Origin of the sequence: Paraburkholderia phenoliruptrix (assembly GCF_902859825.1) — a bacterium.
In the GTDB taxonomy this organism is placed as follows: Bacteria; Pseudomonadota; Gammaproteobacteria; order Burkholderiales; family Burkholderiaceae; genus Paraburkholderia; species Paraburkholderia phenoliruptrix.
Map to the genome: position 1 here is coordinate 197,956 of NZ_CADIKB010000007.1, position 21,878 is coordinate 219,833.

Annotated in this window: 21 protein-coding genes; 19 read left to right on the forward strand and 2 right to left on the reverse strand. The window is 63.9% G+C overall.

Annotation, left to right across the window (positions count from 1 at the left end):
- Positions 1-3: 3 nt before the first annotated feature.
- The 14 genes from pheA to cysM all read left to right on the forward strand — a co-directional run bounded on the left by pheA (position 4) and on the right by cysM (position 14,771).
- Positions 4-1,086 (forward strand): prephenate dehydratase, encoded by a 1,083-nt coding sequence (gene pheA, locus HV711_RS10895; protein WP_013589244.1) that lies wholly within the window; start codon positions 4-6, stop codon positions 1,084-1,086.
- Positions 1,087-1,172: 86 nt separating this feature from the next.
- Positions 1,173-2,285 (forward strand): histidinol-phosphate transaminase, encoded by a 1,113-nt coding sequence (gene hisC / locus HV711_RS10900; protein ID WP_035484815.1) that lies wholly within the window; start codon positions 1,173-1,175, stop codon positions 2,283-2,285.
- A gap of 50 nt (positions 2,286-2,335) precedes the next feature.
- Positions 2,336-3,277 (forward strand): prephenate dehydrogenase, encoded by a 942-nt coding sequence (locus HV711_RS10905; protein ID WP_035484814.1) that lies wholly within the window; start codon positions 2,336-2,338, stop codon positions 3,275-3,277.
- 61 nt (positions 3,278-3,338) lie between these two features.
- Positions 3,339-4,643, forward strand: a complete 1,305-nt coding sequence (gene aroA / locus HV711_RS10910) for a 3-phosphoshikimate 1-carboxyvinyltransferase (RefSeq protein ID WP_035484813.1) — start codon at positions 3,339-3,341, stop codon at positions 4,641-4,643.
- A 35-nt stretch (positions 4,644-4,678) separates the two neighbouring features.
- Positions 4,679-5,365, forward strand: coding sequence for a (d)CMP kinase (gene cmk, locus HV711_RS10915; protein WP_013589240.1), 687 nt, complete (start codon positions 4,679-4,681; stop codon positions 5,363-5,365).
- Between the two features lie 174 nt (positions 5,366-5,539).
- On the forward strand, positions 5,540-7,273 hold the full coding sequence (rpsA, locus tag HV711_RS10920; RefSeq protein ID WP_013589239.1) for a 30S ribosomal protein S1: 1,734 nt from the start codon (positions 5,540-5,542) through the stop codon (positions 7,271-7,273).
- Positions 7,274-7,379: 106 nt separating this feature from the next.
- Positions 7,380-7,703 carry an integration host factor subunit beta gene (locus HV711_RS10925; protein WP_006050255.1) on the forward strand — a complete coding sequence of 108 codons (324 nt, stop codon included), beginning with the start codon at positions 7,380-7,382 and terminating at the stop codon, positions 7,701-7,703.
- A gap of 333 nt (positions 7,704-8,036) precedes the next feature.
- Complete coding sequence (locus tag HV711_RS10930; RefSeq protein WP_013589238.1) at positions 8,037-8,330, forward strand: LapA family protein; 294 nt, start codon at positions 8,037-8,039, stop codon at positions 8,328-8,330.
- A gap of 70 nt (positions 8,331-8,400) precedes the next feature.
- On the forward strand, positions 8,401-9,576 hold the full coding sequence (gene lapB, locus HV711_RS10935; protein ID WP_013589237.1) for a lipopolysaccharide assembly protein LapB: 1,176 nt from the start codon (positions 8,401-8,403) through the stop codon (positions 9,574-9,576).
- Positions 9,577-9,657: 81 nt separating this feature from the next.
- Positions 9,658-11,061 carry a UDP-glucose dehydrogenase family protein gene (locus HV711_RS10940; RefSeq protein ID WP_013589236.1) on the forward strand — a complete coding sequence of 468 codons (1,404 nt, stop codon included), beginning with the start codon at positions 9,658-9,660 and terminating at the stop codon, positions 11,059-11,061.
- Positions 11,027-12,034 carry a D-glycero-beta-D-manno-heptose-7-phosphate kinase gene (gene rfaE1 / locus HV711_RS10945; protein WP_051224729.1) on the forward strand — a complete coding sequence of 336 codons (1,008 nt, stop codon included), beginning with the start codon at positions 11,027-11,029 and terminating at the stop codon, positions 12,032-12,034. The genes HV711_RS10940 and rfaE1 overlap by 35 nt, the downstream gene beginning before the upstream one ends.
- Positions 12,035-12,179: 145 nt before the next feature.
- Entirely contained in the window at positions 12,180-13,172 is a 993-nt protein-coding gene (gene rfaD / locus HV711_RS10950; RefSeq protein ID WP_035484809.1) for an ADP-glyceromanno-heptose 6-epimerase, read from the forward strand.
- A 76-nt stretch (positions 13,173-13,248) separates the two neighbouring features.
- A complete protein-coding gene (locus HV711_RS10955) occupies positions 13,249-13,614 on the forward strand; it encodes a ComEA family DNA-binding protein (protein WP_013589233.1) in 366 nt (121 codons plus the stop codon).
- 254 nt (positions 13,615-13,868) lie between these two features.
- Positions 13,869-14,771, forward strand: coding sequence for a cysteine synthase CysM (gene cysM, locus HV711_RS10960; protein ID WP_013589232.1), 903 nt, complete (start codon positions 13,869-13,871; stop codon positions 14,769-14,771).
- A gap of 135 nt (positions 14,772-14,906) precedes the next feature.
- Here cysM and mltB read toward each other — a convergent pair whose 3' ends face one another.
- Positions 14,907-16,064: a lytic murein transglycosylase B gene (mltB, locus tag HV711_RS10965; protein WP_015003464.1), complete on the reverse strand. Its 1,158-nt coding sequence runs from the start codon at positions 16,062-16,064 to the stop codon at positions 14,907-14,909.
- A 288-nt stretch (positions 16,065-16,352) separates the two neighbouring features.
- Here mltB and HV711_RS10970 point away from each other — a divergent pair, with 288 nt between their 5' ends.
- Entirely contained in the window at positions 16,353-17,276 is a 924-nt protein-coding gene (locus HV711_RS10970; RefSeq protein ID WP_013589230.1) for a histone deacetylase family protein, read from the forward strand.
- 94 nt (positions 17,277-17,370) lie between these two features.
- Positions 17,371-18,171 carry an enoyl-CoA hydratase gene (locus HV711_RS10975; protein WP_035484807.1) on the forward strand — a complete coding sequence of 267 codons (801 nt, stop codon included), beginning with the start codon at positions 17,371-17,373 and terminating at the stop codon, positions 18,169-18,171.
- 29 nt (positions 18,172-18,200) lie between these two features.
- Here the strand turns inward: HV711_RS10975 and HV711_RS10980 are convergent, their stop codons facing one another.
- The gene (locus HV711_RS10980; protein WP_035484804.1) at positions 18,201-19,133 is read right to left on the reverse strand and encodes an alpha/beta hydrolase; all 933 of its coding nucleotides are present in this window, start codon (positions 19,131-19,133) and stop codon (positions 18,201-18,203) included.
- A gap of 248 nt (positions 19,134-19,381) precedes the next feature.
- Here HV711_RS10980 and HV711_RS10985 point away from each other — a divergent pair, with 248 nt between their 5' ends.
- From HV711_RS10985 to HV711_RS10995, 3 genes are read left to right on the forward strand one after another with little or no spacing between them, the layout of a single operon-like run.
- A complete protein-coding gene (locus HV711_RS10985; RefSeq protein WP_028360819.1) occupies positions 19,382-20,416 on the forward strand; it encodes a methionine ABC transporter ATP-binding protein in 1,035 nt (344 codons plus the stop codon).
- The gene (locus tag HV711_RS10990; protein ID WP_035481246.1) at positions 20,406-21,059 is read left to right on the forward strand and encodes a methionine ABC transporter permease; all 654 of its coding nucleotides are present in this window, start codon (positions 20,406-20,408) and stop codon (positions 21,057-21,059) included. The genes HV711_RS10985 and HV711_RS10990 overlap by 11 nt, the downstream gene beginning before the upstream one ends.
- Before the next feature lie 15 nt (positions 21,060-21,074).
- Positions 21,075-21,872 (forward strand): MetQ/NlpA family ABC transporter substrate-binding protein, encoded by a 798-nt coding sequence (locus HV711_RS10995; RefSeq protein WP_035481244.1) that lies wholly within the window; start codon positions 21,075-21,077, stop codon positions 21,870-21,872.
- The last annotated feature ends 6 nt before the right edge of the window (positions 21,873-21,878 follow it).

A 21,878-nucleotide genomic window follows, 5' to 3' on the forward strand; every position in this document is an offset into this window, starting at 1 on the left:
CGCATGGACGACGAACTTAACAATCGACTCAAACCTCTTCGCGAGCGCATCGACGCGCTCGACGCGCAGCTGATCGCGCTTCTCAATCAGCGCGCCGCGGTGGCGCTCGAAGTGGGCGAGGTCAAGAAGCATTTCAACGCGCCGGTGTTTCGCCCGGAACGCGAGCAGCAGGTCATCGCGCGTCTGCAGGACATGAGCGAAGGGCCGCTCGCGAGCGAGCACATCAGCGCCATCTGGCGCGAGATCATGGCCGCGAGCCGCGCGCTGGAAAAGACCATCAAGGCGGCGTATCTGGGGCCGGTCGGCACCTATAGCGAACAGGCCATGCATGAGTACTTCGGTCAATCGATCGAAGGCCTGCCGTGCCCGTCCATCGACGAAGTGTTCCGCTCGGTCGAAGCCGGCGCGGCGGAATTCGGTGTGGTGCCGGTCGAGAATTCCACCGAAGGCGCGGTGTCGCGCACGCTGGATTTGCTGCTGCAAACGCAACTGACCATCGGCGGCGAGCTTGCGTTGCCGATCCATCACAATCTGTTGACGCTGAACGGCGGCCTGACCGGCGTCACCCGCGTCTGCGCGCACGCGCAGGCGCTCGCGCAATGCCAGCGCTGGCTCGCGAGCAACGCGCCGCATCTCGAGCGCCAGGCCGTGTCGAGCAATGCCGAAGCGGCGCGCATGGCGGCGGAAGATCCGACCGTCGCGGCCATCGCCGGCGATCGCGCCGCGACGCACTACGGTTTGCAGGTTGCGTACGCGCTGATTCAGGACGATCCGCACAACCGCACCCGCTTCGTGATGATCGGCAAGGAGCGCACGGGCGCGAGCGGCCACGACCAGACGTCGCTGATCGTGTCGGTTCCGAACGAGCCGGGCGCGGTGTTCAAGCTGCTCGAGCCGCTTGCGCGCCACAGCGTTTCCATGACCCGCTTCGAATCGCGTCCGGCGCGCGTCGGCACGTGGGAGTACTACTTCTATATCGACGTCGAAGGCCATCGCGACGATCCGGCCGTGGCCGCCGCCTTGACCGAACTCGGCGAGAAAGCAGCCTTCCTGAAGATTCTGGGCTCGTATCCGCGCGCCCGCTGATGACTGGCAACCCCCGAGCAAGCGCCGGCCAGCCAGTGCGGCGGTGCACTCGCCGCGACTTTTTCTAATAATCGTTCGGAGATTTCATGACAACGTCCTTCGGTCCTTCTTACGTGCGCGCCATTGCGCCTTACATCGCGGGCAAGCCGATTTCGGAAGTCGCGCGCGAGTTCGGGCTGGACGAGGCGAAAATCGTGAAACTGGCGTCGAACGAGAATCCGCTCGGCATGCCTGAGTCGGCGCAACGGGCAATGGCGCAAGCCGCGAGCGAGTTGGGCCGCTATCCCGACGCGAATGCATTCGAGCTGAAGACGGCGCTCGGCGAACGCTACGGCGTGCCGTCCGACTGGATCACGCTCGGCAACGGCAGTAACGACATTCTTGAAATCGCCGCGCACGCGTTTGTCGAAAAAGGGCAGTCCATCATTTACGCGCAGTATTCGTTCGCGGTTTACGCGCTGGCCACGCAAGGCCTGGGCGCGCGCGCGATCGTCGTGCCGGCGGTGAAGTTCGGCCACGATCTCGACGCGATGCTCGCCGCGATCACCGACGACACGCGGCTCATCTTCGTCGCCAATCCGAACAACCCGACGGGCACGTTCATCGAAGGTCCGAAGCTCGAGGCGTTTCTCGACAAGGTGCCGCGCCACGTCGCCGTCGTGCTGGACGAGGCGTACACGGAGTATCTGCCGGCGGAAAAGCGCTACGACTCGATCGAATGGGTGCGCCGTTATCCGAACCTGCTCGTGTCGCGCACGTTCTCAAAGGCGTTCGGCCTGGCCGGACTGCGCGTCGGCTTCGCGATTGCGCAGCCGGAGTTGACCGATCTCCTGAACCGTCTGCGCCAGCCGTTCAACGTCAACACGCTCGCGCAGGCCGCAGCCATCGCCGCGCTCAACGACAAGGCGTTTCTGGAGAAGTCGGCAGCGCTCAACGCGCAAGGCTATCGCCGTCTTACAGAAGCATTCGACAAGCTCGGTCTCGAATATGTGCCGTCCGACGGTAACTTCGTGCTGGTGCGCGTCGGCGACGACGACGCAGCCGGCAACCGCGTGAATCTCGAATTGCTGAAGCAGGGCGTCATTGTGCGTCCGGTCGGCAATTACGGTTTGCCGCAATGGCTGCGCGTGACGATCGGGCTGCCCGAAGAAAACGAGGCGTTCATCGCCGCGCTCGAAAAAACGCTCGCCACCGCGTAGGCGGCGAATTTTGACCCGCGCGCCTCGTTTCCCGAAAGGCGCGCTTTTCTGTGACCGACGTGGCCGCGTTCTTTTTTAACAAGCTGGTGATTTTCGGTGTCGGCCTGATCGGCGGATCGCTCGCGCGCGCGCTGCACGAGCGCGGCGAGGCGGATGGCGCACGCACGGTAATCGGCGTAGGCCGCTCGGCGGCGTCGAGTGCACGCGCGCTGGAACTCGGTGTGATCGACCGTGCGGCGGCTCTCGACGACGACGCGTCGTTGCGCGAAGCGCTTGCCGGCGCCGACGTCGTGCTGCTCGCGGCGCCTGTCGCGCAGACGCAGCCGCTGCTCGAGCGCATTGTGCCGTTTCTCGACCCCAACACAGTCGTGACCGACGCCGGCAGCACCAAGTCCGACGTTGTGGCCGCGGCCCGCGCCGCGCTCGGCGCGCGCATCGGCCAGTTCGTGCCGGGGCATCCCATTGCAGGCCGCGAGGCGAGCGGCGTCGAGGCCGCATTGCCGGACCTCTACGTGGGCCGCAATGTCGTGCTGTGTCCGTTGCCGGAAAACGCGCCGCATGCCGTGGAGCGCGTCGCGGCCATGTGGCGCGCGACCGGCGCGCTCGTGCGCGACATGGCGCCTGCGCAGCACGACCGCGTGTTTGCGTCCGTCAGCCATTTGCCGCACGTGTTGTCGTTTGCGCTTGTCGAGCAGATTCTCAATTCGCCCGACGCCGCGCTGAAATTTTCCTTTGCCGCGGGCGGCTTTCGCGACTTCACGCGGATTGCCGCGTCGAGCCCGGAAATGTGGCGCGACGTGTGTGTCGCCAATCGCGTCGCGCTGCTCGACGAACTCGACGCCTACACGGCCGTGCTCGCCCGGCTGCGGGCGGCGATCGAAGCGGCGGACGGCGCCGCGCTCGAAGCCGTCTTCGCCCGCTCGCGGGTAGCACGCACCGAGTGGCAGGAACAGCGCGCGGGCGGCGTGGCGTCGGCCGACGGCTCAAAATGAACGCATTGAGATAAGCGCATTGCAATCAGCGCGCCGCACTAACCGGAAACTGGACTCAATCATGGAATTCCTCGATCTCGGACCCTTTTCTCGTGCGTCCGGCACGGTTCGTCTGCCTGGCTCGAAAAGCATTTCGAACCGGGTGTTGCTGCTCGCCGCACTCGCCGAAGGCGAAACGACGATCACGAACCTGCTCGACTCCGACGACACGCGCGTCATGCTCGACGCGCTCGAAAAGCTCGGCGTGCGGGTCAAGCGCGACGGCGATACCTGTGTCGTGACCGGCACGCGCGGCGCATTCACGGCGCGCACGGCTGACCTCTTTCTCGGCAACGCGGGCACGGCGGTGCGTCCGCTGACCGCGGCGCTGTCGGTGAACGGCGGCGACTACCGCATTCACGGCGTGCCGCGCATGCATGAGCGGCCAATCGGCGATCTCGTCGACGGGCTGCGGCAGATCGGCGCAAGAATCGACTACGAGGAAAACGAGGGCTATCCGCCGTTGCGCGTCCGCCCGGCGCAGATCTCCGCCGAAGCGCCGATTCGCGTGCGCGGCGACGTCTCGAGCCAGTTCCTCACGTCGCTCCTGATGACGCTGCCGCTCGTGCGCACGGCAAGCGGCGTCAGCATGGTTCAGGTGGACGGCGAACTGATCTCGAAGCCCTACATCGAGATCACCATCAAGCTGATGGCGCGCTTCGGCATCAACGTCGAGCGCCACGGCTGGCACCAGTTCGTCGTGCCGGCGGGGCAGCGCTACCAGTCGCCGGGCACGATCATGGTGGAAGGCGACGCGTCGTCGGCGTCGTATTTCCTCGCGGCGGGCGTGCTCGGCGGCGGGCCCGTGAAAGTGGAGGGCGTGGGCCGGTCGAGCATTCAGGGCGACGTCGGCTTCGCGGATGCGCTCATCAAGATGGGCGCGAACCTGCAAATGGGCGAGGACTGGATCGAAGTGCGCGGCGTCGGCAACGACCACGGCAAGCTGGATCCGATCGACATGGACTTCAACCTGATCCCGGACGCCGCCATGACCATCGCGGTCGCCGCGCTGTTCGCCGACGGCACGACCACGTTGCGCAACATCGCGAGCTGGCGCGTCAAAGAGACCGACCGGATCGCGGCCATGGCGACGGAGCTTCGCAAGGTCGGCGCGAAAGTCGAGGAAGGCGAAGACTTCCTGATGGTCACGCCGCCGGAAAAGCTGATTCCGAACGCGTCCATCGACACTTACGACGATCACCGCATGGCCATGTGTTTCTCGCTCGTGAGTCTCGGCGGCGTCCCGGTCCGGATCAACGACCCGAAGTGCGTCGGCAAGACTTTTCCCGATTATTTCGAGCGCTTCGCAGCGCTTGCTCACCCCTGATTCGCGTACGAATCGCCTGACGTGCGACTTTTTCGATGAAACCGATCCGTCCCTTTCACCAGACGCCCGTCATTACGATCGACGGCCCCAGTGCCTCGGGCAAAGGCACCGTGGCCGCACTGGTCGCCGCCAGCCTCGGCTTTCACCTGCTGGACAGCGGTGCGCTGTACCGGCTCGCTGCGCTTGCCAGCATGCGCTACAAGGTAGGGGCGGAGGACGTCGACGCCCTTGTAAAGCTGATCGACGATCTGCATATCACGTTTCGTGAAGGTCTTGCCCAGCTCGACGGCGTCGACGTTTCCGCGGAAATTCGCGCGGAGGAAGTCGGCAGCCGCGCTTCCGCAATTGCCGTGCACGCGCCGGTGCGCGCCGCGCTGGTGGCGCGTCAGCGGGCTTTTCGCAAGGAGCCGGGGCTCGTCGCCGACGGTCGCGACATGGGCACGGTGATCTTCCAAGACGCCGTTCTGAAGGTCTTTATGACCGCCAGCGTGGAGGCCCGCGCGGCGCGGCGGCATAAGCAATTGATACAAAAAGGATTTTCTGCTAATATTGATGACTTGCTCCGGGATTTGCGTGAGCGCGACGAGCGTGACAGTCAGCGCGCAGCCGCGCCGCTTAAGCCCGCAGCGGATGCAAAGCTGCTCGATACGTCCGCCCTGTCGGTCGATCAGGCGGTCGAGCAGGTAGTGCAATGGTACGAAGCGCTCGTGCCGCAAAGCTGATCGAAGTTGCTGTTTCATCGCCATTTCGAACCGGCGGCGGGCGCGGCAGTTGTCCGTTGCTGGTAGGTGCTTCGCGGTTGTCGCGAAGTGTTGTATTAACCCCTTAACCCCGCGTGGCATTCGCAGTTTTGCCGTAGTTGCTGACCGTTCGGCCAGCCGGGCGCCGCGAGAACCATGCAAATTTTGATTTTTATGTCCGACCTGCAAACCTCTACCCCGAATACCGAATCTTTTGCGGCTCTGTTCGAAGAGTCGCTGACCAAGCAAGACATGCGCGCCGGCGAAGTGATCTCCGCCGAAGTCGTGCGTGTGGACCACAACTTCGTGGTCGTCAACGCTGGTCTCAAGTCCGAAGCCTACATCCCGCTCGAAGAGTTCCTGAATGACGCGGGCGAGGTAGAAGTGCAGGCGGGCGACTTCGTTTCCGTCGCGATCGACGCGCTGGAAAACGGCTATGGCGACACCATCCTGTCGCGCGACAAGGCGAAGCGTCTGGCTTCGTGGCTGTCGCTGGAAAAGGCACTCGACAACAACGAACTCGTGACCGGCACGATCACGGGCAAGGTCAAGGGCGGCATGACCGTCATGGTCAACGGCATCCGCGCGTTCCTGCCGGGTTCGCTCGTCGACACGCGTCCGGTCAAGGACACGACGCCGTACGAAGGCAAGACGCTGGAATTCCGCGTCATCAAGCTCGACCGCAAGCGTAATAACGTCGTGCTGTCGCGCCGCGCTGTCATCGAGGCAACGCAAGGCGAAGAGCGCGCAAAGCTGCTCGAAACGCTGAAGGAAGGCGCGATCGTCGAAGGCGTGGTCAAGAACATCACCGACTACGGCGCGTTCGTGGACCTGGGCGGTATCGACGGCCTGCTGCACATCACCGACATCGCATGGCGCCGTGTGCGTCACCCGTCGGAAGTGCTGTCCGTCGGCCAGGAAGTCACCGCGAAGATCCTCAAGTTCGACCAGGAAAAGAACCGCGTTTCGCTCGGTATCAAGCAACTGGGCGACGATCCGTGGGAAGGCATCTCGCGCCGTTACCCGTCGGGCACGCGCCTGTTCGGTAAGGTCACCAACATCACCGACTACGGCGCATTCGTCGAAGTGGAATCGGGCATCGAAGGCCTCGTCCACGTGTCGGAAATGGACTGGACGAACAAGAACGTTGCACCGTCGAAGGTTGTCCAGCTGGGCGACGAAGTCGAAGTCATGGTTCTCGAAATCGACGAAGACCGCCGCCGTATCAGCCTCGGCATGAAGCAGTGCAAGCCGAACCCGTGGGACGACTTCAGCCGCAACTTCAAGAAGGGCGACAAGCTGCAAGGCGCAATCAAGTCGATCACCGACTTCGGCGTCTTCATCGGTCTGCCGGGCGGCATCGACGGTCTGGTTCACCTGTCGGACCTGTCGTGGTCGGAAACGGGCGAAGAAGCGGTTCGCAAGTACAAGAAGGGCGACGAAGTGGAAGCGATCGTTCTCGGCATCGACGTCGAGAAAGAGCGCATTTCGCTCGGCATCAAGCAGCTCGAAGGCGACCCGTTCAGCAACTACGTTGCAATGAACGACAAGGGTTCGATCGTCGACGGCACGGTCAAGTCGGTGGACGCAAAGGGCGCAGTGGTTCAGCTGTCGGGTGAAGTCGAAGGCTACCTGCGCGCTTCGGAAATCGCACAAGACCGCGTGGAAGACGCACGCAACGTGCTGAAGGAAGGCGACAAGGTCAACGCGATGATCATCAACATCGATCGCAAGTCGCGTGGCATCAACCTGTCGATCAAGGCGAAGGACTCGGCTGAGCAACAGGAAGCGATCCGCGGCCTGGCTTCGTCGGATTCCAGCGCAGCTGCCACCGGCACGACGAACCTCGGCGCGCTGCTGAAGGCCAAGCTCGACGGCCAGAACCAGTAATTGAGGAATGCCCCCAACCTGCCGCACAGACTTTGAACTGGCGGCAGGTACCCCTCGCGGGGTCACCGGGGGCGGCTCGGCGTTTTCTTGAGAGGTCTGCTGCAGTATGACCAAATCGGAATTGGTCGCCCAACTGGCTACGCGTTTTCCGCAGCTTGTATTGAAAGATGCGGATTTCGCGGTCAAGACGATGCTTGATGCGATGTCGGAGGCGCTTGCCAAAGGTCATCGCATCGAAATTCGAGGTTTTGGCAGCTTCGGCCTGAACCGCCGTCCTTCCCGCGTCGGGCGCAACCCGAAGTCGGGCGAAAAAGTGCTGGTACCTGAGAAGTATGTGCCGCACTTCAAGCCGGGCAAGGAGTTGCGCGAGCGGGTCGATCGTCGCGCGGGTGAGCCGTTGAAGGCCGAAGAGCCGGATGACGATCTGTAAATGCTCCGCTGTGCGCGCTGTGCAGTTTCGCAGCGTGGCGTTGGCAGCGTCAGCGGCCAATGCCAGTCGGCAAAAGACCAGAAAAAGCGCCTTTGGGCGCTTTTTTTTCGCCCGCGTTTTCTGCCTGCTTTGTCTCCGCTGGTACTCGCGCACCAGGCCGCATTTCCAACCGCATGTGCGCCTGCGCTTTTCTGTACGCCGGCGTTCGGCCACTTCCTGCCCAGCCGCGAGGGCTTCAATTACAATACGGGTCACTTCGGCGCGGGCAAACACCGTGGCGCGACGCGTCATCAGGCCGGCGTCACCCCGCAACTGCCGTCAAGAGATCTATTCATGAAATTTATCGTCTGGCTGATCCGTGTACTGGTGTTCGTGCTGTTGCTCGTACTGGCACTCTCCAATACACAACCCGCTACGCTGAATTTCCTCGCTGGCTACGCCTGGTCGGCGCCGCTTATCCTGATCGGCCTCGCGTTTTTCGTAGTCGGACTGCTCGCGGGCCTTGTTTCGTCGATGCCGGCTGTCGTCCGCCTGCGCATGGAAAATGGCCGTTTAAAGCGTGAGCTGCGGGTGGCGCGCGAGGCGCCGGTGGCCGTCGAACAGCCGCCCATGCCGCCGCTGATCTGATTGTTTCGCTCGCCGCGCGCGTTTCGCGCGGCATCCTGTTCCTGCCTTCCGGCTCATTTGCATTCATCGCATGGATCTAGACTTCTGGTGGCTGCTCGTCATCCCCGTCGCTTTCGCGTTCGGCTGGATGGCTGCGCGCTACGACCTCAAGACGCTGCTGTCAGAAAGCGCCAATCTGCCGCGTTCCTATTTCCGCGGCCTGAACTTCCTGCTCAACGAGCAGCCGGACCAGGCGATCGACGCCTTTATCGAAGTCGTCAAGCTCGACCCGGAAACCGTCGAGCTGCATTTCGCGCTCGGCAATCTGTTCCGGCGCCGCGGCGAGACGGACCGCGCAATTCGCGTACATCAGAATCTGCTGAGCCGCGCGGATCTGCCGGTCAGCGAGCGCGATCACGCCCTGTTCGAACTGGGGCAGGACTTCCTGAAGGCCGGTTTGCTGGATCGCGCGGAAGAAACTTTCCGTTCGCTCGAAACCGGCGACTACGCGTTGGGCGCCCAGCGCGCGTTGCTCACCATCTACGAAATCGAGAAGGACTGGGTCAAGTCGATCGACACCGCGCGGCATCTGGAAACTATGGGCGCGGAATCGCTCGACAAGGAAATCGCGCAATTCCATTGCGAGCTCGCGCAGGAAGCGCTGCAGCAGAAAAAACCCGACGAGGCGCGCCGCCAGCTCGGCTTCGCGCTGAAGGCGAATGCGACCAACGTGCGTGCCACCATTCTGTTCGGCGACGTCGACGCCGCTGCGGGCGCGCAGGAAGCGGCGATCGCCCAGTGGCGGCGCGTCGAGGAGCAGAATCCCGCCTATTTGCCGCTCGTCGCCGACAAGCTGATGAAGGCCTACGAAGCGCTCGGCCGAGCGCAGGACGGCGCCGATCTGCTCACCAGCTGGGTCGATCGCTATCCGAGCAACGATCTGCTCGACGTCGCGTATCAACACGTGGCGTCGCTGCGCGGGCCGGACGCAGCGCACGCGCTTGCGCGTTCGCAGATGCAGAAGTCGCCGAACCTCGCCGGCATGACGCGCCTGCTCGAAGCGCAGCACGCCGTCGCGGAAGAGCCGCGGCGCAGCGAGCTGGAACTGATGCGCACGCTGATCCGCCAGCGCACCAAAAATCTGCCGCGCTACACGTGCCAGAATTGCGGCTTCAGGGCGCGGCTTTTCTACTGGCAGTGCCCCGGCTGCAGCGGTTGGGAAACCTACGCGCCGCGCCGGGTCGAGCCGATCACCGCGTCGAACTGAGGTCGCGGACGGCTTTGGCAGCGTGTTCGTGACCGGCTTTATTGCCGGAAATCATCACCGGAACCTTCAACCGGAAAGCGTATGAAAATCACCATTATCGGCACGGGCTATGTGGGTCTCGTCACAGGCGCGTGTCTCGCAGAAATCGGCAACGACGTCTTCTGTCTCGACGTCGACCCGCGCAAGATCGAAATCCTCAACAATGGCGGCGTGCCCATTCACGAGCCGGGCCTGCAGGAAATCATCGCGCGCACGCGCGCGGCCGGGCGCATCACGTTTTCGACGGACATCGAGGCGAGTGTCGCTCACGGCGATGTGCAGTTCATCGCGGTGGGCACGCCGCCCGACGAAGACGGCTCCGCGGATCTGCAATACGTGCTGGAGGCGGCGCGCAATATCGGCCGCACGATGAACGGCTTCAAGGTGATCGTCGACAAGTCGACGGTGCCGGTCGGCACGGCGCAGCGCGTGCGCGCAGTTGTCGAGGAAGAGCTCGCGAAACGCGGGCTCGCGGGCAGCGACAAGCACCGCTTCTCGGTCGTGTCGAATCCCGAATTCCTGAAAGAAGGCGCGGCCGTGGACGACTTCATGCGGCCCGACCGCATCGTGCTCGGCAGCGACGAAGACGAAGCCGGCCTGCGCGCGCGCGAACTGATGAAGCGCCTCTACGCGCCGTTCAACCGCAACCACGAGCGCACGCTGTACATGGACGTGCGCTCGGCCGAGTTCACCAAATACGCGGCCAATGCGATGCTGGCCACGCGCATCTCGTTCATGAACGAAATGTCGAATCTCGCGGACCGGGTGGGCGCCGACATCGAGGCGGTGCGCCGCGGCATCGGCTCGGACCCGCGCATCGGCTATCACTTCCTGTATGCGGGCTGCGGCTATGGCGGCTCGTGCTTCCCGAAGGACGTGCAGGCGCTTATCCGTACGGCGAGCGAAAGCGGCCACAATCTGCGCATTCTCGAAGCCGTCGAGGAAGTGAACTACCAGCAGAAAGACGTGCTGGTGCAGAAGATCACGCACAAGTGGGGCAACGATCTGGCAGGCCGCACTTTTGCAGTCTGGGGCCTCGCGTTCAAGCCGAATACCGACGACATGCGCGAAGCGCCGAGCCGCCGCGTGATCGCCGAACTGCTCGCGCGCGGCGCGCAGGTGCGCGCGTACGATCCGGTCGCCGTGACCGAAGCGCGCCGTGTCTTCGCCATGGATCTGCACGACGCGCCGGAGCAGCTCGCGCGCCTCACCTTCACGAGCACGCAGGACGAAACGCTCACGGGCGCCGACGCACTCGTCATCGTCACGGAATGGAAGGAGTTCAAGAGCCCGGACTTCGTGCATCTGAAATCCGTGCTGAAATCGCCGGTCATTTTCGACGGCCGCAATCTGTACGAACCGGATGCGATGAACGAACTCGGCATCGACTATCACTCGATTGGACGCCCTTATGCCCAACCCTCTGAACTTGCGGCCGATGCCTGAGGCGAAGCCCGCCTCCGTCGCGCCGTCGCCGTCGCCGGCACTGACGGTGGTGCCGCGCGCACAGATCGCGGCCGCGCGCGTGCTGGTCGTCGGTGATGTGATGCTCGACCGCTATTGGTTCGGCGACGTGAACCGCATCTCGCCGGAAGCGCCGGTGCCGGTCGTGCACGTGCAGCGCCAGGAAGACCGTCTCGGGGGCGCGGCGAACGTCGCGCGCAACGCGGCGGCGCTGGGCGCGCAGGCGGGTCTCCTGTGTGTCGTCGGACACGACGAACCCGGCGAGCGCATCGTGCAATTGCTCGGCGAGAGCGGCGTGAATCCGCATCTGGAACGCGACCCCGCGCTGCTCACCACCATCAAGCTGCGCGTGCTGTCGCGTCAACAACAGTTGCTGCGCGTCGATTTCGAAAACTCGCCGGCGCACGAGGTGTTGCTCGCGGGCCTCGCGCGCTTTGACGAATTGCTGCCGTCGCACGACGTGATCCTGATGTCCGATTACGCCAAAGGCGGCCTGACCCACGTCACGCAGATGATCGCGAGAGCGCACGCGGCCGGCAAGCCGGTGCTGGTCGACCCGAAAGGCGACGATTGGGAGCGCTACCGCGGCGCCACGTTGATCACGCCGAATCGCGCCGAGTTGCGCGAGGTGATCGGCCAGTGGAAATCGGAAGAAGACCTGACTGAGCGCGTGAGCAAACTGCGCGCGGATCTGCAGTTTAAGGCCTTGCTGCTCACGCGCTCGGAAGAGGGCATGACGCTCTTTTCCGACGACGGCATCCTGCACGCGTCGGCCGTCGCGCGCGAAGTGTATGATGTTTCGGGCGCGGGCGACACCGTGATCGCCACGCTCGCCACCATGCTGGGCGCGGGTCTCACGCTTGTCGAAGCGGTTGGGCTCGCCAATCGCGCGGCCGGCATCGTGGTCGGCAAACTGGGCACGGCCACTGTCGACTACGACGAACTCTTTCATTGATGCGGCCCGCCCGGTCCTCTCGTGAGCGCGCGCCGCTGAGCGCGGCGCGAGAGGACCGGCGGCGCGTCGACTGAACCTGTCGACCGGAGCACGCGCGCTGGCGCTCGCTCCAGTCTCATGCAAGCCACACTACGGCGGGACCATCATGACCCTCATCGTCACCGGCGCGGCCGGCTTTATCGGCAGCAATCTCGCGAAAGCGCTTAACGAGCGCGGCGAACAACGCATCATTGCCGTCGACAATCTGACGCGCGCCGACAAGTTCAAGAATCTGGTCGACTGCGAAATCGACGACTATCTGGACAAGACCGAATTTCTCGAGCGCTTCAGGCGCGGCGACTTCGGCCGCGTCCGCGCGATTTTCCATGAAGGCGCCTGCTCGGACACGATGGAAACCGACGGCCGCTACATGATGGACAACAACTTCCGCTACAGCCGCGACGTGCTCGAGGTCTGCCTCGCGCAGAACATCCAGTTCCTGTACGCGTCGTCGGCGGCGACTTACGGCGGCTCGAGCCGTTTCGTCGAGGAACGCGAAGTCGAGCAGCCGCTCAACGTGTACGGCTACTCGAAGTTCCTGTTCGACCAGGTGATTCGCCGCGTGCTGCCGGGCGCGAAAAGCCAGATCGCCGGTTTCCGCTATTTCAACGTGTACGGTCCGCGCGAAACACATAAGGCGCGCATGGCGTCGGTCGCGTTTCACAACTTCAACCAGTTCCGCGCCGAGGGCAAGGTCAAGCTGTTCGGCGAATACAACGGCTATGCCGCAGGCGAACAGACGCGCGATTTCGTTTCCGTCGAAGATGTGGTGAAGGTGAACCTGTTCTTCTTCGACCATCCGGACAAGTCGGGCATCTTCAACCTCGGCAGCGGCCGCGCACAGCCGTTCAACGACATTGCGAGCACGGTCGTCAACACGCTGCGCGCGCTGAATAACGAGCCGCCGCTTTCGCTCGCCGACCAGGTGCAACGCGGGCTGATCGAATACATGCCGTTCCCCGACGCGTTGCGCGGCAAATATCAGTGCTTCACGCAGGCGGATCTGTCGAAGCTGCGCGCGGCCGGCTACGACGCGCCGTTTCTGAGCGTGCAGGAAGGTGTCGACCGCTACGTACGTTGGCTATTCGGCCAGGTGTAATTAGTACGCACACCTGTTTAAACTGGAATCTCCCGGTTGGTGATGACGCCGACCGGTTGTATGAGGGAGATTCCATATGTTTCGAAAAATTCTGGTTACCGCGGCCATGCTCGCCGCTTTCGGCCACGCGTATGCGTCGGTTGACGTCAACACGGCTAACGAGGACGCGCTGCGCGGCATCAAGGGCATCGGTCCTGCCAAAGCGAAAGCCATTCTCGAAGAGCGTGCAGCGCATGGTCCGTTCAAGGACCCGGCCGATCTCAGCAAGCGCGTCAAGGGCATGGGCGGGCATACCGTCGAGCGCCTGCAGGCGGAGGGTCTCGCTGTCGGTCCGGCTGGCGCGGCTGCTGGCCCGCAGGTTGCGGCGTCTTCACAGACCAAAGGCGCGGCCGTTGCGGCCAATACGCCCAAGGGCGGCGCTTCAGTGGCGGTGAAGAAATAGTCTGACGCGAGCCGCGCGCGGCGCACGTTGCGCTGCGCGCGTTTCGCCATCGTTGTCCTTCATGGTCGGAGCCGGCAACAACGCTCCTTAAGCTGTCATTTGTATGACTGGCTTCCCGCGGTACTCAGCCGCGGGTTTTTTGCGTGCGCGCGGACTGCATCCATGCGAGCAGAAGGGCCGCGCGGCAGCCGGCGGCACCGTGGTTTAAAATCGACGGATTGAAGACTCCGCGCATCGACAGCACCTGAACCGATATGGCCTACAAAACGATTGAAGACACCATCGGCAATACGCCGCTCGTGCAACTCGTCCGGCTCACCGACGACGAGATCCGCAGCCGCAACAATGTGGTCCTGGCAAAGCTCGAGGGCAACAATCCGGCCGGCTCGGTGAAGGATCGCCCGGCTTTGTCGATGATCGCAAAGGCGGAAGCGCGCGGCCGTATCAAACCGGGCGACACGCTGATCGAATCGACGAGCGGCAACACCGGCATCGCGCTCGCCATGGCGGCCGCGATCCGCGGCTACAAGATGGTGCTGATCATGCCGGAAGACCTGTCGGTCGAGCGCCGCCAGAGCATGGCCGCGTACGGCGCGCAAATCATTCTCACGCCCGTCACGGGCGGCATGGAATACGCCCGCGATCTCGCCGAGCAGATGCAGCGCGACGGCAAGGGCATCATCCTCGACCAGTTCGCGAACCCCGACAACCCGGCGGCGCATGTGGAGGGCACGGGCCCCGAAATCTGGCGCGATACCGAAGGGCGCATTACGCATTTCGTGTCGTCCATGGGCACGACGGGCACGATCATGGGTGTGTCCACTTATCTGAAGCAGCAGAACGAGGCAATCGAGATCATCGGCGCGCAGCCGGAGGAAGGCTCGCGCATTCCCGGCATCCGCAAATGGCCGGAAGCCTATCTGCCGAAAATTTTCGACCGCAGCCGCGTGGACCGCGTCGAAAACGTGAGCCAGGCCGCGGCGGAGGCCATGGCCCGGCGTCTGGCGTCGGTCGAAGGGATTTTCGCCGGCATCTCGTCAGGCGGCGCGTGCGAAGTGGCGTTGCGCGTGGCGCGGCAGGTCGAGAACGCGACCATTGTTTTTATCGTCTGCGATCGCGGCGACCGTTATTTGTCGACGGGCGTGTTTCCCGCCTGAGTGTGCAATCGGGCAAGCTTGGCGCCTGAAGCGCTGAGCTTGAACGTCACAGCCAGTAAAAAAGCGCCCGCGGGCGCTTTTTTGTTCATCACATTACGTCGCAACGAAGAGAGCAGACGGCCCCCGCGTCCCCGCTTATTGCGAAGCCGCGCCCGGCGCCGCCGCGTTGTTCCCATTGTTTGTGGCGTTGGCCGCGTCGCTGGCTTCCATCTGCGACTTGATGCGTTGCCCCAGCTGGTAAACCGCCAGCGCATAAAAGAAGCTGCGGTTATAGCGCGTGAGCACGTAGAAGTTCTTCAGGCCGAGCATGTATTCGGTGCCGCGCCCGGGCGTGGGCAGATCGACCACCGTCACCGGCGTTCCCGCTTCGGAAGCGACATTCACGTCCGGCTCGTTGAGCACAAGCCCCGCGCGCAGCAACTGGTCGAGCGGCCAATGCGGTTCGGGCGCGCCGTCGGCGGCAGCTTGCGCGACGCCGAGGCTGCCCGCGTCCGTGCCGATTTTCCATACGACCGGCCGCCCATTCTCCCAGCCGTTCTGACGCAGATAGTTCGCGACACTGCCGATGGCGTCCGCCTGGCTCGTGCGCAGGTCGATGTCTTTCTTGCCGTCGTAGCTCACCGCATATTGCACGATGCTGCTCGGCAGGAACTGCGGAATGCCGATCGCGCCCGTATACGAACCCAGCACGGTGGTCGGATCGATCTGCGAATCGCGCGTCCAGACGAGGTAGTCCTGAAGATTCTTGCGGAAGGTCGCCTGGCGGTCCGCGCGATTAGGCGTATTCGGATAGTCGAAACTGAGCGTGGTCAGCGCGTCGAGCACGCGGAAATTGCCCATGAAACGCCCGTAAATCGTCTCCACGCCGAGAATGCCGACAATGACCTCGGGCGGCACGCCGAACTCCTCATAGGCGCGCTGCAGCGTGGCCTGATTCGCGCGCCAGAAGCGGATGCCCGCGTTGATGCGGATCTGATCGAGAAAGCGCGCCTGATAGGCGCGCCAGTTCTTGACCGTGGGCGACGGCGAGGGCGTGACGAGCTTCACCGCGGTCGCCGAATAGCTGACGCCGGCAAAGAGCGCATGCAGCGCGGACTCGTCGAAATCGTAGCGCGCCACCATGTCGTTGATGAACGCATCGACATTCGCATTGTTTGCGTAGCGCTGCGGAATGATTTCTTCCTCAAACGTTTGCCCTTGCGGCACCGGGCTTTGCGGCTGGGCCTGAGCGAGCAGCGCCGGCGGTTTTTTGCCGACGCTCTGCGCGAGGGCCGGCGCGGTTGCCATGAACATGCACGATGCGACGGAGAGTGCGGCGGCGATGGTTCGGGTGCTGAGCCGGTTTCGTGCAGACAGGGCAAGCTTGACGGTCATAGTGAGCTGGAGGCGCGGTGCGAAAGGGACGAAGACGGGAGGAAAACGGAAGGGGCAGTATACCCGAGCCCTCTTGCAAAACTGTGCAGCGCGCGTCACAGGCACATGGTGTGGTAACTTGGTAAATGTTGGCGCGCGAGAGGCGCGCGCCCATGGAAGGAGACCCGCCGCGCGCGCTGTGAAGGCGCTGCGCCGCAGAAGAGAATCATGGCAACAGGCTTCTATTCCCACGCTGACTGTCTGCTGCACGATATGGGGCAATGGCATCCCGAATGCCCCGCACGGCTGCAGGCCATTGAAGATCAACTGATCGCGAGCCGCATCGACGCGTTGATCGAGCGCGAGTCGCCGCCGCTCGCCGACGAGGCCGCGCTGCTGCGCGTGCATACGCAGGCGCACGTCGATTACATTCGCAGCCGTTCGCCCGTCGAAGGTCTGGCGGAGATCGACCCGGACACGTCGATGAATCCGCATACCTTGCAGGCCGCGCTGCGTGCGGCGGGCGCGGCGGTGGCGGCGACCGACGCGGTCATCGAAGGCCGCTTCGACAACGCATTCTGCAGCGTGCGCCCGCCGGGCCACCATGCCGAGCCCGCTCGCGCCATGGGCTTCTGCTTCTTCAACAATGTGGCCATTGCCGCGCGTCATGCGCTCGAAGTGCACGGCCTGCAGCGCGTCGCCATCATCGACTTCGACGTGCATCACGGCAACGGTACGGAGGCGGCTTTTTCCGGCGACTCGCGGGTGCTGATGTGCAGCTTTTTCCAGCATCCGTTCTATCCGTTCACCGGCGCCGACAATCAGGCGCCCAACATGTGCAATGTGCCGATGCCCGCCCGCTCGAAGGGCATGGCCGTGCGTGAGGCGGTGGACCTGCTGTGGCTGCCGCGCCTCAATGAGTTCAAGCCGGAGATGCTGTTCATTTCCGCGGGCTTCGACGCCCATCGCGAAGACGATCTCGGCAACATGGGTCTGGTCGAGGACGACTACGTGTGGATTACCGACCAGATTCGCGAGATCGCGAAACGCCATGCGGGCGGGCGCATCGTGAGCTGTCTGGAAGGCGGCTATAACCTGTCGGCGCTTGGCCGCAGCGTCGTCGCCCACGTGCGCGCGCTGGCCGGAATCTGAAGGGCAACCGCGCAGCCGGTGCCGCGACGCACTGATCGGGCACACCAAGCGAGCAAACGGACGCAGCGAACCAAGTCAGCAAACGGAGCGAGCCATGAATGCGAATGCTGAGAACGCCTCCCTGGTGACAACGGAAACCGACGCGTACGGCATACCCGGCGTCGTCCGTCTGACAATGAACCGGCCCGACGCTTTCAACGCGCTCTCGGAGGGCTTGCTCGACGCGTTGCAAGCCGCCTTGAACGACGTTGCGAGCTCGCCGGCGCGCGTGGTCGTGATTGCCGGCGCGGGTCGCGCGTTCTGCGCGGGACACGATTTGAAGGAAATGCGCGCGGCGCCCTCGCTCGCGTATTACCAGGCACTGTTCGCCCGCTGCACGAAACTGATGATGACGATCCAGCGCTTGCCGCAGCCGGTGATCGCGCGCGTGCACGGCATTGCGACGGCGGCCGGTTGCCAGCTCGTTGCGATGTGCGACCTGGCGGTCGCCGCGGACACCGCGCGCTTTGCCGTGTCGGGCGTGAACCTCGGGCTTTTCTGCGCGACGCCGTCGGTGCCGCTGTCGCGTAATCTGTCGCGCAAGGCGGCGCTTGAAATGCTGCTGACCGGAGACTTTATCGACGCCGCCGAGGCGAAGCAGCAAGGTCTCGTCAATCGCGTCGTGCCGATGGACGCGCTCGACGCCGAAGTGGCGCGGCTCGCTACCTCCATCTGCGCAAAGCCCGTCGAAGCGGTGAGCGCCGGCAAAGGCCTCTTTTACCGGCAGCTCGAAATGGGCATCGAGGCCGCGTATCAGCTCGCCGTCCAGACCATGGCCTGCAACATGATGGACGACTCCGCGCTCGAAGGCGTGCAGGCGTTCATCGACAAACGCCCGCCCGGCTGGCAGCGCTGATCGACCCCAAGCGCTAATGCGCGAATGCGCTATTGCGCCGGCGCGGCGTCCACTCGTTGAAGAATCCACGCGATCAGGTCGCTGATTACGCGATCACGGTCGAGGTCGTTCATCGTCTCGTGATAGCTGCCTTCATATAGTGTGAGCGTCTTGTCCGGCGAGCCGGCTTGCTCGCCGAAGATGCGGCTGCCTTGCGGCTCGGTGAGCTTGTCGGCGGTGCCGTGATAGACGAGGAGCGGCAGGCGCAGCCCCGCACGTCCGTGTTCGATGCGCGCCATCGCCAGCAACAGCTCCGCGCCGGTGCGCGCCGGAATGGGCCCGTGATGCACGAGCGGGTCATTGCGATTCGCGTCGACGACGGACTGAACGCGAGAGAGCAGGGCGGCGTCGATCTTCATTGCCGGAAAGCCGGGCCACAGGCGGCTGATCAACTGGCTGAGCCTGAGCATCCAGGCGGGCACGTCCCGCCCCGGCGCGAGCGCGGGACTCGACAGAATCAGACCGCGCAGATTCGCACCGCTGCCCGGCCCTTCGCCTCGGATGCCGGAATGCTCGACCGCGTAAAGCGCGGCGATTGCGCCACCCATGCTATGGCCCATCAGAAAGAGCGGCGCGGATGCCGGCGCGGCGCTTTGCACGGCCGCGTCGAGCAGGGCCTGGGCGTCCAGCAGGTAATCGTCGAAGCGGTCGACGCAGGCCCGCTTGCCGGGCGCCCGGCCGTGGCCGCGCAAGTCGATGGCCAGCAGTTCGATCCCCGCCGCGTTCAGCCGCGCGGCCAGCGCCGCGTAGCGGCCGGCGTGCTCGGCGAGCCCGTGAATCAGCGCCACGCGCGCACGGGTCGGTTGCCTCGTTGGCCAGCGGTACAGCGGCAGCGCTAGTGCGTCCGTCGTGGTGACGGTCGAACACAGCGGCTGCGCGACGCTTTCATCGGCGCAGGCGAAGAGGTCTTGCGGAGTCTCCATGGCAGAGGCGTCCCTTGTTGTCCTTGTTGTGGTTCGCGAGATCATAGATTGACGCGGCGATGCCGCGTCGTTCGCGCTTTCGGCTGGGTTCTCTAATTCCGTTCAGTTATGAAAGGATCGGAATTGATTATTAAAGGAAATGACGGGCCTGCGGTAGAATCCCGGGCTCAAATCCCAATAAAAGTGACGGCGGCCGCTCGCCGGCGAGCGCACGACGCTCGTCGGCAAACCCGCCGTTTCGTTTTTCCATGATCGAAATACGCAATATTTCCCAGCGCTTCGCGGGACCACGGGGCTGGGTCGAGGCACTGCACAACGTCAATTTGTCGATCCCGGCGGGCGAGGTGTTCGGCATCATCGGCCGCAGCGGCGCGGGCAAGAGCACGCTCGTGCGCACCATCAATCTGCTGACGCGGCCGACCGAAGGCAACATCGTCGTCGACGGCCGCGATCTGACCACGCTGTCCGCCGCGCAGTTGCGCGAGGCGCGCCGCGAAATCGGCATGATCTTCCAGCACTTCAATCTGCTGTCGTCGCGCACGGTGTTCGGCAACGTCGCGCTGCCGCTCGAGCTCGCCGGCATGAAGCGTGACGAAATCGAAGCGAACGTCCTGCCGCTTCTCGAACTGGTGGGCCTCTCCGCACAGAAGGATCGCTACCCGGCGCAGATCAGCGGCGGCCAGAAGCAGCGCGTGGGTATCGCGCGGGCGCTCGCCAGCAAGCCGAAAGTGCTGCTCTCCGACGAGGCGACATCCGCGCTCGATCCGGAAACCACGCGCGCGATTCTCGAACTGCTCAAGCGCATCAATCGCGAACTGAATCTGACCATCGTGCTGATCACCCATCAGATGGATGTGATCAAGCAGGTGTGCGATCGCGTCGCGGTGCTCGACGCGGGCCGCGTCGTCGAACAGGGCAAGGTGATCGATGTCTTCCTGCAGCCGCATCACGAAGTCACGCGCGCGCTGATCGGCGACGTGATCGCGCAGGACCTGCCGCCCGCGATGAAGGCGCGGGTCGCCGAGCGCCTGAAGACCGGCAGCGGTCATCTGCTGCGGCTCGCGTTCACGGGTTCTGGCGTCGACCAGCCGATTCTCTCGGAGACGATTCGCCGCTACGAATTGGACTTCAACATCCTGCACGGGCAGATCGACGAGATTCAGGGACAGGCGTTCGGCTCGCTCGCGGTGCTGGCGGGCGGCGAGCCGGCGAAGGTGGCAGAGGCGCTCGCGTATCTGCGGCAACAGGGCGTGGTGGTGGAGGAGCTCTCGTATGTTGAGTGAAATGTTCGATATGTTCGTCCAGTCGTTCTGGGAAACGCTCGTGATGGTGGGCATTTCCGGACTGGTCGGCGCGCTGGTCGGTTTGCCGCTCGGCGTGCTGCTGTACCTGACGGACCGCCAGGGCGTGCTGCAGAACCTCGCGGTCAATCGTGCGGTGGGTGTGATCGTCAATGCGGTGCGTTCGACGCCTTTCATCATTCTGCTCGTGGCGGTGATTCCGTTCACGCGCCTCGTGGTCGGTTCGTCGATCGGGACGGCGGCGGCCGTGGTGCCGCTGACCATCGCCGCCGCGCCGTTCATCGCACGTCTCGTCGAAACGGCGCTGCGCGAAGTCGACCGCGGCCTGATCGAGGCCGCGCAGGCGATGGGCGCGACCACCAGTCAGATCGTCTTCAAGGTGTTGTTACCGGAATCGCTGCCGGGCGTCATCGCCGGGCTCACCATCACGTTTGTCTCGCTGGTCGGCTATTCCGCGATGGCGGGCGCGATCGGCGGCGGCGGTCTCGGCGACCTGGGCATTCGCTACGGCTATCAGCGTTTCCTGCCGGAAGTGATGTTGACGGTCGTGGTGATTCTGATCGTCTTCGTGCAGTTGGCGCAGTCGTTCGGGGATTGGCTCGTGCGTCGCCTGAGCCATAAATAAATCAAAAGGTCCATCATGCAACGTCGTTTCATTCTCAAGCTGGCCGCGGCATTGGGCGCCGCCTCGCTCATCGCCGCCAACGCGGCGCACGCGGAAGACACCATCAAGGTCGGCGTGACCGGCGGTCCGCACGCGCAGATCATGGAAGTGGTCAAGACGGTCGCGGCGAAGAACGGTCTGCACATCAAGATCGTCGAATTCTCCGACTACGTTCAGCCGAACGCGGCGCTCGCGGGCGGCGATCTGGACGCGAACAGCTACCAGCACGATCCGTACTTGCAGGCGCAGGTCAAGGACCGCGGCTACAAGCTGATCCGCGTCGCCGATACGGTCACGTACCCGATGGGCATCTACTCGAAGAAGCTGAAAAAGCTGACCGATCTGCAGCCGGGCGCGAAGATCGCCGTGCCGAACGATCCGACCAACGGCGGCCGCGCGCTGTTGCTGCTGCAAAAGCAGGGGCTCCTGAAGCTGCGTAGCGACGCGGGGCTGAAGGCGACGCCGCTCGACATCGTCGAGAATCCGAAGAAGGTCAAGATCGTCGAGCTGGACGCCGCGCAGATTCCGCGCTCGCTGAACGATGTGGACGCCGCGGCGATCAACACCAACTTCGCGATGGAAGCGGGCCTGAAGCCGAACCAGGACGCAATCGCCATCGAAGACCCGAAGGGCCCGTACGTGAACATCATCGCGATCCGCGAGGCCGACAAAAACAAGCCGTGGGTCGCGAAGCTGGTCGCCGCCTACCATTCGCCGGAAGTGAAGCAGTTTGTGGAGAGCAAATTCGGCGGCGCAGTGATCACCGCGTGGTGATTGGAA

What these genes read in the sequence shown, in the direction of transcription:
- pheA (WP_013589244.1), top strand. Translation starts at nt 4, where the DNA reads ATGGACGACGAACTTAACAATCGACTCAAACCTCTTCGCGAGCGCATC.
- hisC (WP_035484815.1), top strand. Translation starts at nt 1,173, where the DNA reads ATGACAACGTCCTTCGGTCCTTCTTACGTGCGCGCCATTGCGCCTTAC.
- aroA (WP_035484813.1), top strand. Translation starts at nt 3,339, where the DNA reads ATGGAATTCCTCGATCTCGGACCCTTTTCTCGTGCGTCCGGCACGGTT.
- cmk (WP_013589240.1), top strand. Translation starts at nt 4,679, where the DNA reads ATGAAACCGATCCGTCCCTTTCACCAGACGCCCGTCATTACGATCGAC.
- rpsA (WP_013589239.1), top strand. Translation starts at nt 5,540, where the DNA reads ATGCAAATTTTGATTTTTATGTCCGACCTGCAAACCTCTACCCCGAAT.
- HV711_RS10925 (WP_006050255.1), top strand. Translation starts at nt 7,380, where the DNA reads ATGACCAAATCGGAATTGGTCGCCCAACTGGCTACGCGTTTTCCGCAG.
- HV711_RS10930 (WP_013589238.1), top strand. Translation starts at nt 8,037, where the DNA reads ATGAAATTTATCGTCTGGCTGATCCGTGTACTGGTGTTCGTGCTGTTG.
- lapB (WP_013589237.1), top strand. Translation starts at nt 8,401, where the DNA reads ATGGATCTAGACTTCTGGTGGCTGCTCGTCATCCCCGTCGCTTTCGCG.
- HV711_RS10940 (WP_013589236.1), top strand. Translation starts at nt 9,658, where the DNA reads ATGAAAATCACCATTATCGGCACGGGCTATGTGGGTCTCGTCACAGGC.
- rfaE1 (WP_051224729.1), top strand. Translation starts at nt 11,027, where the DNA reads ATGCCCAACCCTCTGAACTTGCGGCCGATGCCTGAGGCGAAGCCCGCC.
- rfaD (WP_035484809.1), top strand. Translation starts at nt 12,180, where the DNA reads ATGACCCTCATCGTCACCGGCGCGGCCGGCTTTATCGGCAGCAATCTC.
- HV711_RS10955 (WP_013589233.1), top strand. Translation starts at nt 13,249, where the DNA reads ATGTTTCGAAAAATTCTGGTTACCGCGGCCATGCTCGCCGCTTTCGGC.
- cysM (WP_013589232.1), top strand. Translation starts at nt 13,869, where the DNA reads ATGGCCTACAAAACGATTGAAGACACCATCGGCAATACGCCGCTCGTG.
- mltB (WP_015003464.1), bottom strand. Translation starts at nt 16,064, where the DNA reads ATGTTCATGGCAACCGCGCCGGCCCTCGCGCAGAGCGTCGGCAAAAAA.
- HV711_RS10970 (WP_013589230.1), top strand. Translation starts at nt 16,353, where the DNA reads ATGGCAACAGGCTTCTATTCCCACGCTGACTGTCTGCTGCACGATATG.
- HV711_RS10975 (WP_035484807.1), top strand. Translation starts at nt 17,371, where the DNA reads ATGAATGCGAATGCTGAGAACGCCTCCCTGGTGACAACGGAAACCGAC.
- HV711_RS10980 (WP_035484804.1), bottom strand. Translation starts at nt 19,133, where the DNA reads ATGGAGACTCCGCAAGACCTCTTCGCCTGCGCCGATGAAAGCGTCGCG.
- HV711_RS10985 (WP_028360819.1), top strand. Translation starts at nt 19,382, where the DNA reads ATGATCGAAATACGCAATATTTCCCAGCGCTTCGCGGGACCACGGGGC.
- HV711_RS10990 (WP_035481246.1), top strand. Translation starts at nt 20,406, where the DNA reads ATGTTGAGTGAAATGTTCGATATGTTCGTCCAGTCGTTCTGGGAAACG.
- HV711_RS10995 (WP_035481244.1), top strand. Translation starts at nt 21,075, where the DNA reads ATGCAACGTCGTTTCATTCTCAAGCTGGCCGCGGCATTGGGCGCCGCC.